The 15,101-nt window shown below is 71.1% G+C and carries 9 protein-coding genes; 6 read left to right on the plus strand and 3 right to left on the minus strand.

Annotated elements, in window-relative coordinates; translation table 11 throughout:
- Positions 1-6: 6 nt before the first annotated feature.
- From ACVTJA_RS18490 to ACVTJA_RS18505, 4 genes are all read left to right on the plus strand, one after another.
- Entirely contained in the window at positions 7-6,810 is a 6,804-nt protein-coding gene (locus tag ACVTJA_RS18490; RefSeq protein ID WP_465837834.1) for an eCIS core domain-containing protein, read from the plus strand.
- A gap of 34 nt (positions 6,811-6,844) precedes the next feature.
- Positions 6,845-7,447 carry a HEAT repeat domain-containing protein gene (locus tag ACVTJA_RS18495; protein ID WP_465837835.1) on the plus strand — a complete coding sequence of 201 codons (603 nt, stop codon included), beginning with the start codon at positions 6,845-6,847 and terminating at the stop codon, positions 7,445-7,447.
- A gap of 7 nt (positions 7,448-7,454) precedes the next feature.
- On the plus strand, positions 7,455-8,039 hold the full coding sequence (locus ACVTJA_RS18500) for a hypothetical protein (protein WP_465837837.1): 585 nt from the start codon (positions 7,455-7,457) through the stop codon (positions 8,037-8,039).
- Between the two features lie 122 nt (positions 8,040-8,161).
- A complete protein-coding gene (locus tag ACVTJA_RS18505; RefSeq protein ID WP_465837839.1) occupies positions 8,162-8,773 on the plus strand; it encodes an outer membrane beta-barrel protein in 612 nt (203 codons plus the stop codon).
- 59 nt (positions 8,774-8,832) lie between these two features.
- On the opposite strand, the gene ACVTJA_RS18510 is transcribed toward ACVTJA_RS18505, so the two are convergent.
- Positions 8,833-9,171 carry a protealysin inhibitor emfourin gene (locus ACVTJA_RS18510; RefSeq protein ID WP_465837841.1) on the minus strand — a complete coding sequence of 113 codons (339 nt, stop codon included), beginning with the start codon at positions 9,169-9,171 and terminating at the stop codon, positions 8,833-8,835.
- Positions 9,172-9,198: 27 nt separating this feature from the next.
- Positions 9,199-10,356 carry a M4 family metallopeptidase gene (locus tag ACVTJA_RS18515; protein WP_465837843.1) on the minus strand — a complete coding sequence of 386 codons (1,158 nt, stop codon included), beginning with the start codon at positions 10,354-10,356 and terminating at the stop codon, positions 9,199-9,201.
- A gap of 156 nt (positions 10,357-10,512) precedes the next feature.
- On the opposite strand from ACVTJA_RS18515, the gene ACVTJA_RS18520 reads away from it, so the two are divergent.
- Both ACVTJA_RS18520 and ACVTJA_RS18525 read left to right on the plus strand, forming a co-directional pair.
- Positions 10,513-11,913 (plus strand): 3' terminal RNA ribose 2'-O-methyltransferase Hen1, encoded by a 1,401-nt coding sequence (locus ACVTJA_RS18520; protein WP_465837845.1) that lies wholly within the window; start codon positions 10,513-10,515, stop codon positions 11,911-11,913.
- On the plus strand, positions 11,910-14,471 hold the full coding sequence (locus tag ACVTJA_RS18525) for a polynucleotide kinase-phosphatase (RefSeq protein WP_465837846.1): 2,562 nt from the start codon (positions 11,910-11,912) through the stop codon (positions 14,469-14,471). Before ACVTJA_RS18520 ends, ACVTJA_RS18525 begins: the two co-directional genes overlap by 4 nt.
- Before the next feature lie 9 nt (positions 14,472-14,480).
- On the opposite strand, the gene clpP is transcribed toward ACVTJA_RS18525, so the two are convergent.
- Complete coding sequence (gene clpP / locus ACVTJA_RS18530) at positions 14,481-15,077, minus strand: ATP-dependent Clp endopeptidase proteolytic subunit ClpP (RefSeq protein ID WP_465837848.1); 597 nt, start codon at positions 15,075-15,077, stop codon at positions 14,481-14,483.
- Positions 15,078-15,101 lie beyond the last annotated feature (24 nt).

The raw sequence follows: 15,101 nt of genomic DNA on the forward strand, positions 1-15,101 counted from the left end.
TGCTGCGTGGCGGCTCGGGCCAGGACGAAGGCGACGGTGAAGCCCACGGCCCCCGCCTCGCGGGCCCGGGCCTCCGTGCGTCCGCAGCCGGCTTCGGCCGTGGCTCCGCAGGTGCAGTCGGCGCTGGAGGCGCCGGGCCAGGCGCTGGAGCCGGGCGTGCGCGAGGCGATGGAGGCGCGCTTCGGGCACGACTTCGGCCAGGTGCGTGTGCACACCGGTGGCTCGGCGGCGATGGCGGCGAAGGACCTCCAGTCGCTGGCCTTCACGCATGGGCAGGACATCGTGTTCGCGGCGGGGCAGTACCAGCCGCACACGCAGGCCGGTATGCGGCTGCTCGCGCACGAGCTGGCGCACACGGTGCATCAGCGCGGGGCCGCGCGGCCGGTGCGGGGCTTCAGCGAGGTGAGCCGTCCCGGTGAGCCGCTGGAGCGCGAGGCCGAGTCGGCGGCATCGCGGGTTGCGGACGGGGGCGGGATTGCACCGGCGGCGCTCTCGGTGGGCGCGGCGGGAGCGCGGGGGCTGATTGCCCGGCGCGTGGACCCGGCGGCCTCGAGTGCGTCCGGGGCGGTGGAGCTGGACTCCACGCGCATCATCGAGACGCTGGTGCGCGTCATCCTGCTCAGCTTGCAGATGGACCCCGGGGACAGCTCCGGGCGGGTGCGGCGGCAACTGGAGCCGCTGCCGGAGACGGTGCGCGACGCGGTGGTGGCGCGGCTCCGGGAGCGCGTGGCTCCGGCGAGGCTGGAGGCGCTGCTGGCCACGGTGCAGGAGGCGCCCGAGGAGGCACCGGCACCGGGAGAGACGCCGGAGGTGCAGGCCCGTTCGCCGGAGGAACAGGCGGGGGCCCGCAACGAGGGCTCGGCCGCGGCCACGGAGCAGGGAATCTCCGAGTCGGAGCGCGAGGCGGCGGGAGAGGCGGAGCCGGGAAGGGCGCGGCTGACGGCCGAGGAGCAGCGCGCGGCGCAGGCGGAGGCGGAGCGTGCCGCGGCGGCGAATGCGTCGCGAGGGGCCGCCATCGCCGCGAGGGTGGCGGCGGAGGCCGCGGCGGCGGAGCGGCGCGGAGTCGGCTCGCCCGCGACGGCGGCCCGAGTGGCGGCGGAGCGTCTGGCCGCGGGAGTCCCGGCGCCGACCCCGCCACCGCTTCCGTCGGAGGCACAGGCAGAGAGCACGAGGGACACGGCCCAGGAGTCGCGCGCCGAGGCGGCGAGGAAGGCGCCCTCCGCGGCCCAGGCCCTCGCGGTGGCAGTGCGGCTCCGGGCGGGGAGGGACGCGGAGGCCGAGGCGCGGACCGGCGCGGAACCCACGGATGTCAGCAGTGCGGCACCGGAAGGAGCTGCCGCCGCTCCGGCCGAGGGGGCCACGGCGGAAGAGGCGCGACAGGCCGAGGAAGCTCAGCCGGAAGAAGCACGCACGGCGGGGGCTCGTGGCCGAGGACCTCGGGCGGCCGCGGGAGCCGCGCCGACGGAGGGCGGAGCTGCCGCGATAAATCGTGGGGAGCCCGTCGGTCCGCCGCCCAACCGGGCGCCGCCACTCCAGATAGGGGCGGTGGAGGCCGCGGCGTCAGATGCCGCGCGTGGCGCCGCTCAGGCGGGGGGCGCCGCACCTGCGGGCGCATCGGCGGCAAGGCCTGCCGCGGCAGGTGCCACCACAGGCGCGGCGTCGGGAGGAGCGGTCGCGGCAGGCCCTTCGGCGGCACGAGCTGGCGTGGCAGGGCTCTCGACGGGCGGTGGTGCCGCGGCAGGTCTCACAACGGGAGGTGCGGGCGCAGCAGTCGCCACGACAGTCGGTGCTGTAGCAGCAGGTCCTGCGGCGAGCGCGACGACGGCCAGTGCTGCAGCAGCAGGTCCTGCGACGGGCGCGACGACAGCCGAAGCAGGCGCGGCGGGTGCGGCGACAGGCACGGCCGCAGCGGGACTCGTTACGGGCGCACCAGCGGGAGGTGCAGGCGCAGCAGCCCCATCCGCCGAAGCGCCGACGGGAGGTGTCACCGTTGCAGGCGCGAGAGCTGCCGGAGCAGGAGGCGCTGTCACAGCGGCGCCGACGGGCAGTGCCGCTGCGGGCACCGTGGCAGGAGCACCGACGGGCAGTGCTGCCACGGCGGGCGCCTCGGCAGCCACGGGGATGGAAGGTGCCGCACCGGCCGGCGCCGTGTCGGGTTCGCCGACAGGAGCCGCTGCCTCGACGGGCGCGGCGACAGGAGCGCCATCGGGAAGCACTGCCTTGGCAGGCGCGGCGACAGGAGCGCCGACGGCAGGCGCCGCTGAGAGCGCGACGGCGGGCATGGCGACGGGAGGCGCTGCCTCGGCGGAAGGTGCCACCTCCGCACCCGCTGGTGGTGCGCTTCCGGCTGGCGAGGAGTCCGCGGGAGGCGGGGCCGAAGCTGTTCCGGAAGAGGAAGGCGCCTCCACCGCTCCAGCAGGGCCCGAAGGCGCCGAGGCGGGAGCCGCCGCGCCGGAAGCCGCGGGGCAGGGTGCGGCTGGAGAGAGCGCCGCCGAAGAGGCGGAGCCCGTCGCGGCCGAGGAGGTCGCCGCGGCCGAGGAAGAGGGTGCCACGGCGCAGGTCCTGCCCGAGCCCCAACCGGAAACCTTCCCGTCCGGTTCGCCGCCAGAAGTCGAGGCCGGGCCCACTCCAGAGCAGCTCGGCTCGGGAGGCGCGGCTCCATCCATGAGCGCCCCCCCGGCGGAGTCGTCCGCCGCCTCCGAGCCATCGGAGACCGCCGCTCCACGGGCCGCCACGAGAGGCGCCGCCGACGTGAGCGCGGAGCAGGCCGCTGCATCCGTCGGGGCCGCACCCGAAGAGTCCGAAGTGGGCCCCGCCCCGGCGGAAGCGGCCGCCGAGACGGCCCCCGCTCCGGCGGAACCTGCTGTCGAGGAAGGCCCCGCGCCCGCGACTTTGGAGTCCCCGGCGCCCGAGCCCGAGGCCACGGCGGCACCTGGAGCCACCACGGCGGCAACTCCGTCGGTGGACCTCGGCTCGATGGCGGAAGCGGGAGACCTCGCCGGAGACCTGGGCGGCGGCGGGGAGATGGCGGCCCCGTCCATGGGCGGAGGTGGGGGCGGAGGCAGCGCCGTGCCCGAGCCGCCGACGCCTTCGGTGCCCGACGTCTCCCAAGCAGACCCGGTCTCGGCGATGGGAGCCGTGGGCAACCTGCCCGCCGTGCAGCTGCAGCAGGCCCTCGGTGGCGTGAGCGCCTCGGCGACGCGGAGCGTGCAGGAGCAGCGGCAGGAGCTGACCGCGAACCCGCCGCAGATGGAGCGCCCCTCGGGAGCGCCCGCGCCCGGAACGGAGACCGAGGGCACCGCGCCCTCTTCGCGGCAGGGACGGAGCCGCGTGGATCGCGCTCCGGAAGGCCCGGCCAGGCCCGTGGCTGGGCCCGCGCCGCTCCCGCAGGCCCCCGTGCTGCCCACCGCCTCGGTCGCGACGCCCCAGATATCCGGCACGGCGGAAATCACGGCGCAGGATGCCCAGCGGGTCGCCAACGCCGTGCGCGACCTGCCCACGAGAGACCCCGCGCTGAACGTCACGGTGGGCGCTGCGCCAGCGCTCACCCTGGAGGGCAATGCCGACCCCGCCCGCATGCGCGAGCAGCGCGAGCGGCTGGAGCAGAGCACCACGGAGTCGTTGACGCAGGGCCGCAGTGACGTCGCCCAGCCCATGGGCGAGGACCACGTGCTCCCCGACGTGCCCGAGGAGACGCTGCAAGCCAATCTCTCAACGGGAGGAGGCGCGGCGGCGGGAGGCGGAGGCGCGGGAGGCGGCGGCGGGGCGGCCCCTGCGGGAGGAGGCGCAGCGGGAGGAGGCGGGGACGACGTCGCCCTCTCGGTCATCGCCGAGCAGGAGCGGGGCGACGAGATTCGCGCGAGCGTGGCGGGCGCGCGCACCGAGCTCGGCAGCCGGGTGCAGGAGCACGGCCAGCAGGTGGCGGAGGAGCGGGCCCGCTCGCAGGAGGAAATCGACACGCTCGTCGCGGAGAACGCCAGCGCGCAGACCGACGAGCGCTCCCGCGTGCGCAGGGACGTGAGCGCGAGGCGCGAGGAGTGGAGCCGCGAGCAGGACTCGGAAGTCTCACGAGCTCGCGAGCAGGCGGGAGAGGCCGGCCAGCGGGGCGCCAGGGACATCGAGCGCGAGCGGGCCTCGGGCGAGGGCGAGGCCGCGGGCCACGTGCGCGAGGGCGACGCCGAGGTGGCGGGGCATCGCCAGGAAGCGGAGCGCAACGCCGCGAGGGAGCGGCGCAACGCGGAGGGAGAGTCGGGAGGCATCTTCGGGTGGATTGGCTCGCGGGTGCGGGCGTTCTTCGACCGCGTCAAGCGAGCCATCCAGGCGGGCTTCGAGCGGGCAAGACGCCTCGTCCGCGCCGCCATCCAACGCGCGCGTCAGTTGGCCATGGCGGCCATCGAGCGCGCGCGCCGGGCCATCGTGGGCGCCATCCGCTGGGTGGGCGACCGGCTCATCGAAATCGGCGACACGCTGCTGGCGGCCTTCCCGAGGCTGAGGGACCGCTTCCGCCGCTTCATCCAGGAGCGGGTGGCGCAGGCCGAGGCCGCGGTCAACCGGCTGGCCGAGGCGCTGAAGCAGGGCGTGCAGCGGGCGCTGGACCTGCTGGGCGCGGCGCTGGACGCGGCGCTGGGGCTGCTGGAGCGCGGGCTGCTCGCCGCGGTGGACGCGGTGAACCAGGTGGTGCAGAGCGCCATCAACGCGGCGCGAGCGATTGCGCAGGCGCTGGGCGCGTTCATGCAGCTCATCCGCGACATCGCGGCCAACCCGGGGCAGTGGCTGCGCAACCTGGGTGCCTCGATTGTGGACGGCATCCGCAACCACCTGGTGAGCGCGTTCCGGACGGCCATCCGGCAGTGGTTCAACGAGACGGTGGAGGGGCTGCTGGGGTTGGGCTCGGCCATCCTGAATCTGCTGCGGAACGGGGGAATCACCTTCCAGCAGATTGCTCGCATGGCATGGGACGGGCTGAAGTCGGTCATCCCGATGCTGCTGGTGCAGCTGCTCATCGAGCGGCTGGTCTCGATGATTGTCCCTGCGGCGGGAGCGGTGCTGGCCATCATCCAGGGCCTGCAGGCGGCGTGGGGGACGGTGAGCCGCATCATCCAGGCGTTCCAGCAGTTCTTCGCCTTCCTGCGAGCGGTGAAGAACGGCAACGCGGGCCCGCAGTTCGCGCAGGCGCTGGCGTCGGCGGCCATCGTCGTCATCCAGTTCGTGGCCTTCTTCCTGTTGCGCCGGCTGGTGCGGCCGGCGGCGCGAATCGGCCAGCGCATACGGGCCATCGCCCAGCGCATCGGCCGGCTCCTGCAGCGGGCCGCGCGCACGGTGGCGCGAGGCGCGAGAGCGGCGGGCCGCGGCCTCATGCGAGGCGTGCGCGCGGTGGGCCGTGCGGTGGCGCGAGGCGCGAGGTCGGCGGGAAGGGCCGTGGCGCGAGGCGCACGCGCGGTGGCGAGGAGGCTCGCGAGGACGAGGTTGGGGCGGCTGCTGCGGCGGGGCTGGAGGGGCCTGCGCAGCCGGCTGCAGCGTGCGCGCGAGCGCATCCGTCAGTGGCGCGAGCGGAGGCGGCGGCAGCGGCCCACGCCTCAGCAGCGGCTGGACCGGGCCGTGAGTGCCCTGAGGCCGCGCATCGCTGCAATGCTCCGCAGGGGAACGTCCGGCGTGCTGTTCCGGGCCTGGTTGATGGCTTGGCGCATCCAATATCGCCTGACCCGCTTGGACGTTCAGCGGCAGGGCGATCGCTTCACCGTCATGGCCGTCGTCAATCCCCAGGCGCCGCTCGGCGAGGGATTGCGTGCCTCTGACCGGAAGTTGCTGCAGATCCTGGATACTCGCTTGGGGCGCGAGAAGGTCGAGCTGCTTCGCCTCGTCCGGGAAATCACCGAGCAGCTCACGGAGCAGCACGCTGCCCAGGCTCAAGCGCTGCGGGCTCAGCGGGGGACCTTCACGGAAGGTGACGTCTCGGGCCGCAGCGTCCGGGTGGACCGGAACGTTCCCATTCCCGCGGTGGTCCAGTACATCCACCAGCGGGGGCAGCCGACCGTGCCGCACTTCCGCTACAGCTACGGAGAGGCCAACGTACGCGAGAGCTACGTCCCCACGCCGCAGCAGCGCACGCGCATGGCAAGTGGAGGTGGGTTGCCGAGCCTCACGGAAGGACAGGCCCAGGTCTACGGTCTGGGCCGGGGCGGCAGGTACAGCGACATCGCTGAGGACCTCATTCCCAGGCTGCGAGCCACGGGGCTGACGGATGCTCAGATCGCACAGAACCTGGGTCACTTCGTCCAGACGAATACGCTTCTTCCTGGAGCTGCCGGTAACAGGGAGCAAAGAAGGACGTTCGCGGCGCTGCAACACCTGCTCTTCGTTCGTGAGTCCTCGAGAACCCGTGCGAACCTCGCTCATGCCGCCATGCTCACGCAGCTTGTCGAGCAGGGAGGCATCACGGATATCAGGCAGGCCTTCACCGGCTTTGGACCCGAGCGTCAGGGGGGCGGTCTGCTACCCGTGTCCTTCGAAGGTGCGGCGGGCGCTGCCCGGCGGCTCGACAGAGTGCTCGGCTTTGAACCCCAGCGAGGGACAACACCGGCGAGACACGTGCTAGAGCTTGCCCAGCGCGAGTACGATTTGATTGAGCGCTGGATTCGAATGACGCTGCGCACCCGGGCACAGTTGGAAGGGCTCGAGTTCGATAACGAAGAGCATCTGCAGGAGTACGTCGCAGCCCAGTTCCGTGCACTCATGCAGGACAGGCCGAGACTTCGTCTGCTCATCCAGGAGAACCTGGAGATTTTCTACAGGAGGGCGCCTGCGAGCTGAGGTGGCATGACGCGCGCTCCCGCGAAAGGTTCATATGAAGAAGGTCCGTGTTCCCCTGAAGAACGTTCATGCCGCGGCGCAACTCAGCTCGGTCGCGCGAATCGGTGGCTGGAAGATGGACTCCGTGACGGAAGCCACGCCCACCCAGCCGTACCAGGTCATCTGGGTCACGGCGGATGGACAGAGCATCGTCCGCTTCATCGACGACTTCATGATTGAAGTGCCGTACATCTACATCGAGAGCGAGACGCCGGAGCGCATCATCCGCGGCCTCCGGAAGTTCGTGGACCTCTACACCGATGAAGAAATCCGGAAGCTCGCCGAGGCGGCTTCCACGGTGGAGGAGATGGACCTGGCGGTCCGCCTCATGGCGCTCATCGCTCCACCCTCTTTTGACGCCGCCTTCTTCGATTTCCTTCGCAAGGGCCTGACGTTCTCAGAGCCCTCCGTCCGGCGCAGGGCCATCCTCGCCATCGGTTACCCGGGATGGAAGGAGTTCCGTCCCGTGCTGGAGTCACTGGCGAAGGACGATCCTGTTCCGGAGGTTCGAGACCTGGCGAAGATTGCGCTAGAGGGATTCGAGAAGTTCGGTTTCCAAGGCGGTGGAGAGCCCGAGCCGTCCGGTGGCAAGACCTAGCGGGCCCATGAAGTTCGAGATTCATCTGGAGGCCGTGGTTCCGCCGGACTGCACGTTCGAGAAGATCAAGCAGGCCTTCGAAGCGCAGGGTTGGAAGTGGGCCCAGAGCATCACGAAGCAGGAATCATATTTTCGAGAGGAAATCTGGGAGGTCGAAGAGGAGCGCGGAGCCGTGCGCTACATCGACGACGACTTCCTGAAGGTCACCATCATCCGTGCGGAGAGCAACATCGGGGGAATGGTGGCCACGCTGCTCCAGCAGCTCGAATCACAGTTACCCCTCCGATACCTCACGCCGTTGGTGCACCTGAGCAGGTCCGAAGACTCAGGGACCCGGGCGTTCGCGCTCCGGGGCATGGCGGCCATCACGGACGAGTTCTACGGCGACGTCTTCCGAGCCTTGAAAGAAGCTGCCCTCGACCCGGACCCAAGGTTTCGCGGACTGGCACTGCGGTGCATCACCCGCTACCCGTGGTTCCAGTTCATCAAGGTGCTCCAGGAGGCCGCCTCGAAAGAGACCATGCCCGAACTGCACGCGGAGCAACTGGCCCTCAGTGAAGACCTCCGCAAGCACGGCCGGCGCGGAACCTGAACCTCCACGGGCACCCTACGCCCCGAACGCCCGCTGAGCCCGGTCGTCCGCACCACAGTCCGTTGTCCTCTTCCCATCAGCCCGCCACCTTCAAGGACGATTTCCCCTGGAGGAGGACAGGCATGAGGGCAGGCATCCGGATGGGACTGTGCTTCGCGCTGCTCGCGGGAGGGAGCGCGGCCGCCGAGGAGCTCACGGCGATGGACTCCCGGTACGTGGAGTGGCAGGGGCCCTATTTCCTGCTGGGCCTCGGCGCGGAGGGCTACACCGGCGACCTCGCCCCCAACCTCAACCCCGGCCTCTCCTACGACGCCACCATCGGCTTCCGCGCGTCGGAGATTCTCGGCGTCGAGGTGGGCTACAGCGGCGGCGTCAACGACCTGGACCCGGGCGCGGGCACGGGCGTGGGCGGCCCCGACATCGTCCGCAATGGCGCGCAGCTCGCCATCAACGTGGGCTTCATCCCCCACACCCGCCTGCAGCCCTATGCCCTGGCCGGCATCGGTGTGGAGCGCTACTCCGTGCGCAGCGGCGTCTCCGTCCGGTACTTCGATGACACGGGTGGCTACGTCCCCGTCGGGCTGGGCCTGCGGTACAAGCTCAGCCAGACCCTCTCCGCCGAGGCCCGCGCCAGCTACAGCGCCCTCTTCAGCCAGGACTTCGCGCCCATCACCGACGAGGACGTGCTCGATGGGCGCTACCAGGGCCTGCTGCAACTGGGTGGCACCTTCTGAACCTGTCCGGAGCCACGGCGCCTCGAGGCCGTCGTCGCTCCGGGTACGGTGGGCCCACGCTACGGATGCTGCGCCCGCGCGGAAGCGCGCTGCGCCTTCTCCGCCTTCTTGAGCAACTCCAACAGGTCCCGCAGGCGCGGCTCCTCCACGGGCTCGACGAGCTGCACCGAGTGCCGCCGCCCATCATCGTCCTCGATGGTGACGGTGTAGAGCGTCCGGTCCGCGCCGCGTGACGCCGTGCCCACGGTGCCGGGCTGCTCGAAGAAGCGCGCCTCCCGCACGGCGCGCTGGAGCGCCTCCGCCGTATCAGGCGGAAGCGACGCCACGTCCATGCTGCGAGGCTTGCTGAGGCCCGGGAAGAAGGCGATGCCCCCCTCCCGCTTGAGCTCGATTCGCATCACTCGCTCCAGGTTGCCTCGTCCTGCCTAGTGGGCCGGCGGCCGCTGTCCGGGCTGCTGCGGGAGCTGCACGCCGGGGCCCCACATGGGCTCGCCCGCCCGCTCGCGCGAGACGCGGATGTCCACCTGGGCCCAGGAGTCGCGGACCACCTTCTCCTCGTCGCTGCCGCTCCCGTAGAGGCGGGCGGCGGACAGCACCGTGAGCCGCGCGAAGGACAGGAAGGACGCATTGGCCCGCAGCCGCGGGTCCCTCAACGTCTCGTACCAGATGTGGCCGGCGCGCTCCCACGAGTAGCCGCCCAACTGCGAGGCCACGAGGTAGAAGGCCCGGTTGGGGATGCCCGAGTTGATGTGCACGCCGCCGTTGTCCTCCCACGTGCGCACGTATTCCTTCATGCGGCCCGGCTGCGGGTCCTTCCCCAGCACGTCGTCGTCGTACGCAGTGCCCGGGTCCTTCATGGAGCGCAGCGCCACGCCCTCGACGTTGTCCGTGAAGAGGCCCTCGCCGATGAGCCAGTCCGCCTGTTCCGCCGTCTGGTTCAGCACGCGCTGCTTCACGAGCGAGCCGAAGACGTCGGAAATCGACTCGTTGAGCGCGCCCGACTGGGAGAAGTAGGTGAGGGGGCCGTCGTACTCGGTGACGCCATGGGTCAGCTCGTGGCCGATGACGTCCACGGCGATGGTGAAGCGGTTGAAGAGGTCTCCGTCCCCGTCGCCGAACACCATGCGCTCGCCGTCCCAGAAGGCGTTGTCGTAGTCCACGCCATAGTGGACGTGGGCGTTGAGCGGCATGCCCTTTCCGTCGATGGAGTTGCGGGCGAAGATCTCCCAAAACAGGTCATACGTGGCGCCCAGACCGTTATAGGCCTCGTTGACGCACACGTCGGCGGTGTCGCCCTGTCCCTCGGTGCGGACCACGGTGCCGGGGAAGGACTCCGTGTTCTTCATGTCGTAGATGGTTCGCTGCTTCTGGCTCTCCACCATCATCGGTGCGGGAATGAGCCGCTGCCCCAGTGGGACCATCGCTCCGCGCGCCACGCGCATGGCCCGGATGGTGCTGTCGGTGGCCAGCGTCCGGAGGACGCGCTCGCGCTGCTCCTTCGAGCCGTTCTGCGCAATCTGGCGACTGAGATGAGGCGGGAGGATGCAGTGCAGGGAATGTCGGTGTCGCGGATGGGGTCTCATCGCCGGGCGCTCCTGTAGACGTGTTCAAGAGGGCTGAAGGTGATGGCCGCCGTTGTGACGGGGCGTGCCCGCCTGCCTGCTTCCCTCCGCGTAGTCAGGTCGGCCCGTGTCCTGACGTGGGTAGTGGCGCCGCCGAAGACCCCTGCCTGGGACTCCATGCTCCTGACGCTCTCGACGACCCACCACCCAGCGACGGACCTGGGCTACCTGCTCCACAAGAATCCCACCCACGCCCGGTCGTTCGAGCTGCCCTTCGGACAGGCCCACGTCTTCTACCCGGAGGCCAGCGAGGCGCGCACCACGGTGGCCTTGTTGCTGGAGGTGGACCCCGTCGGCCTCGTGCGCAACCGCCGTGGCCCGGCGGGCGAGGGGGGCGCCCTGGAGCAGTACGTGAACGACCGGCCCTACGTGGCCTCGTCGTTCATGTCGGTGGCGCTCTCGCGCCTCTTCGGCTCGGCGATGTCGGGTCGCAGCCGCGAGCGGCCGGAGCTGGCCGGGCAGGCGCTGCCGCTCGCCGCGCGACTCTCCGTGCTGCCGTGCCGGGGCGGGGAGTCCTTCCTGCGCCGCCTCTTCGAGCCCCTCGGGTATGCCGTCACCGTCACGCCGCATGTGCTGGACGAGACGCGGCCCGACTGGGGCAACAGCCGCTACTTCACGGTGACGCTGGAGGCGTGCACCCGGGTGAGCGAGCTCCTCACGCACCTCTACGTCCTCATCCCGGTGCTCGACGACGACAAGCATTATTGGGTGGGCGACGAGGAGGTGGAGAAGCTGCTGCGTCACGGCGAGGGCTGGCTCGCGGCGCACCCCGAGCGGGAGCTGATTGCCCGTCGCTACCTGCGCCACCAGAAGAGCCTCGCGCGTCAGGTGCTGGAACGGCTCGAGGGCGACGAGGCCGCCGAGCCCGAGGAGCGCGAGCGCGTGCGCAACGAGGAGGAGGCCGCGCTGGAGTCGCGCCTCAGCCTCAATGACCAGCGCCTCCAGGCGGTGGTGGACGTCCTGAAGCAGAGCGGCGCCGCGCGCGTGGTGGACCTCGGCTGTGGCGAGGGCCGGCTGCTCAAGGCCCTGCTGGAGGAGCGCCAGTTCACGGAGCTCCTCGGCATGGACGTGTCCTTCCGCACGCTGGAGCTGGCGAAGGAGCGGCTGGGGCTCGACCGGCTCCCGGACATGCAGCGCCGCCGAGTGAAGCTCCTCCACGGCTCGCTCATGTACCGCGACTCACGGCTGGCGGGTCATGACGCGGCCACCGTCATCGAGGTCGTCGAGCACCTGGACCCGCCGCGCCTCGCGGCCTTCGAGCGCGTGCTCTTCGAATGCGCGCGGCCGGGCACGGTGGTCCTGACCACTCCGAACGCGGAATACAACGTGCGCTTCGAGTCGCTCCCCGCCGGGAAGCTCCGCCACAAGGACCACCGCTTCGAGTGGACGCGCGCCGAGCTCGAGTCCTGGGCGCAGGGCCTGTGCGCGCGGTTCGGCTACAGCGTCCGCTTCCAGCCGGTAGGCCCCGTGGATGAACGGGTCGGCGCGCCGACCCAGATGGCGGTGTTCACCCGATGAAGCTCACCATTCCCGAGCTCTCGCTCGTCCTCCTCATCGGCCCGTCCGGCTCGGGCAAGTCCACCTTCGCGCGGCGGCACTTCAAGCCCACGGAGGTCCTGTCCTCGGACACCTGGCGCGGCATCGTCTCCGACGACGAGAACGACCAGGACGCGACGAAGGACGCCTTCGAGGCGCTGCGCTTCGTCGCCGCGAAGCGCCTCGCGCGCGGCCTGCTCACCGTGGTGGACGCCACCAACGTCCAGCCCGAGGCGCGCAAGCCGCTCGTCGAGCTCGCGCGCGAGTACCACGTGCTGCCGGTGGCGGTGGTGCTCGATGTCCCCGAGAAGACCTGTCACGAGCGCAACCGCCAGCGGCCGGACCGGAGCTTCGGCCCGCACGTGGTCCGCGGCCAGCTCCAGCAACTGCACCGCTCGCTGCGAGGCCTGGAGCGCGAGGGCTTCCGGCACGTCCATATCCTCAAGTCGGAGCACATCGACACCGTCGAGCTCGCGCGGCAGCCGCTCTGGAACAACCGCAGGCACGAGCACGGCCCATTCGACATCATCGGCGACATCCATGGCTGCCTCGATGAGCTCGTGGCGCTGCTCACCCGCCTCGGCTACGGGCTCGCGCCCCGCGCGGACGGAGCCCCGGGCTTCGACGTGTCCCCACCCTCCGGGCGCAAGGCTGTCTTCCTCGGAGATTTGGTGGACCGGGGCCCGGACACGCCGGGCGTGCTCCGGCTCGTCATGGGAATGGTGAAGGCGGGCACGGCGCTGTGTGTCCCCGGCAACCACGAAATCAAGCTGATGCGGAAGCTGCGCGGCAAGGACGTGAAGGTGTCGCACGGCCTGGCGCAGTCGCTGGAGCAACTGGAGCGCGAGTCTCCGGAGTTCCGCCAGCAGGTGGTGGACTTCATCGACGGGCTCGTCTCGCACTACGTGCTGGATGGCGGGCGTCTGGTGGTGGCGCACGCGGGTCTGAAGGAGTCCATGCAGGGGCGCGGCTCGGGCAAGGTGCGCGACTTCGCTCTCTACGGGGAGACCACGGGCGAGACGGACGAGTACGGCCTGCCCGTGCGCTACAACTGGGCCGCTGAATACCGGGGCAAGGCCTCGGTGGTGTACGGCCACACGCCGGTGGTGGAGGCCGAGTGGCTCAACAACACGCTCTGCGTGGACACCGGCTGTGTGTATGGCGGGAAGCTCACCGCGCTGCGCTACCCGGAGCGCGAGCTCGTCTCCGTGCCCGCGGCCCGCGCGTACTGCGAGGCGGTGCGGCCGCTGGGCGGCGCGCCCACGGCTCCGCAACGGAGCGCCCAGCAACAGCACGACGACCTGCTGGACCTGGAGGACGTGCTGGGCAAGCGCATCGTCACCACGCGGCTGCTCCAGAACGTCACCCTGCGCGAGGAGAACGCGACGGCGGCGCTGGAGGCGATGAGCCGCTTTGCCATCGACCCGAAGTGGCTCATCTACCTGCCCCCGACGATGTCGCCCTCGGAGACGAGCCAGGCGCCAGGGCTCCTCGAACACCCCGCCGAGGCCTTCGCGTACTACCGCAAGGAGGGCGTGGCGAAGGTGGTGTGCGAGGAGAAGCACATGGGCTCGCGCTCCGTCATCGTCCTCGCGCGCGACGCGGAAGCCGCGCGGCGCCGCTTCGGCGTGACGTCCGGAGAGACGGGCGTCTGCTACACGCGCACCGGGCGCCGCTTCTTCGCCGACGCGGCGCTGGAGTCGGCCTTCCTGGCCCGGCTGACGAAGGCGTTGGACGCCTCCGGGTTCTGGGAGGCGCTGAGCACGGACTGGGCCTGCTTCGACTGCGAGCTGATGCCCTGGTCCCTCAAGGCGCAGGAGTTGCTGCGGGAGCAGTACGCGGCCGTGGGCGCGGCGTCCCGCGCGGCGCTCGCGGACGTGGTGGCGGTGCTCGGACAGGCGGCGGCGCGAGGGCTGGACGTGGGCGAGTTGTCCGCCCGCTTCGGCGAGAAGGCGAGCAGTGCCGGGCGCTACGTGGAGGCGTGGCGGCGCTACTGCTGGCCGGTGCGCTCGTTGGAGGACGTGCGGCTCGCGCCCTTCCACCTGCTGGCCACCGAGGGCGCGGCCCACGTGGACAAGGACCACGTGTGGCACATGGAGACGCTGGCCCGGGTGTGCCGCGCGGATGAGGCGCTGCTCCTCGCGACGCCCTACCGCGTCGTCGACCTGGCGGACGAGGCCGCCGTGGCGGAGGGCATCCGCTGGTGGGAAGCGCTGACGTCGCGAGGAGGGGAGGGGATGGTGGTGAAGCCGCTCGACTTCGCGGTGCGCGGGCGCAAGGCGCTGCTCCAGCCGGCAATCAAGTCTCGCGGCCCGGAGTACCTGCGCATCATCTACGGCCCGGAGTACACGGCCCCCGCGCACCTGGAGCGCCTGCGCCAGCGAGGGCTCTCCACCAAGCGCTCCCTGGCGCTGCGCGAGTTCGCGCTCGGCGTCGAGGGGCTGGAGCGCTTCGTCCGTGCCGAGCCGCTGCGCCGCGTGCACGAGTGTGTCTTCGGAGTGCTGGCACTGGAGAGCGAGCCGGTGGACCCGAGGCTTTGACGCGCGGGCTCAGGACGCCTTCGTTGGAGGAAGGCGTTCCATGACCTCGTCGATGATGCCGTACTGCCGGGCCTCCTCGGCGCTCATGTAGTAGTCGCGCTCGGTGTCCTTCTCCACGCGCTCCAGCGAGTGGCCCGTGTGCTTCTGGGTGATTTCGTTGAGGCGCTGCTTGAGGCGCAGCATCTCCCGCACCTGGATTTCGAGGTCCGTGGCCTGGCCCTTCGCCCCGCCGTGCGGCTGGTGCATCATGATGCGCGCATTGGGCAGGGCGTAGCGCCGGCCCTTGGCGCCCGCGAGCAGCAGCATGGCGCCGAAGCTGGCGGCCTGCCCCACGCAGATGGTGGACACCGGCGCACGCACGTACTGCATGGTGTCGTAGATGGCGAGCCCCGCGGTGACGCTGCCTCCCGGCGAGTTGATGTAGAGGCTGATGGGCTTCTCCGGGTCCTCGCTCTCCAGGAAGAGCAGCTGGGCGACGATGATGTTGGCCACATCGTCGTTCACCTCGGTGCCCAGCATGATGATGCGGTCCTTGAGCAGGCGGCTGTACAGGTCGTACGTCCGCTCACCACGGTGCGTCTGCTCGATGACGTAGGGAATGTTCATCGCACGGCCTCGCTGAAGGGAAAG

The sequence above is a fragment of the Pyxidicoccus sp. M6 genome, from assembly GCF_055568925.1.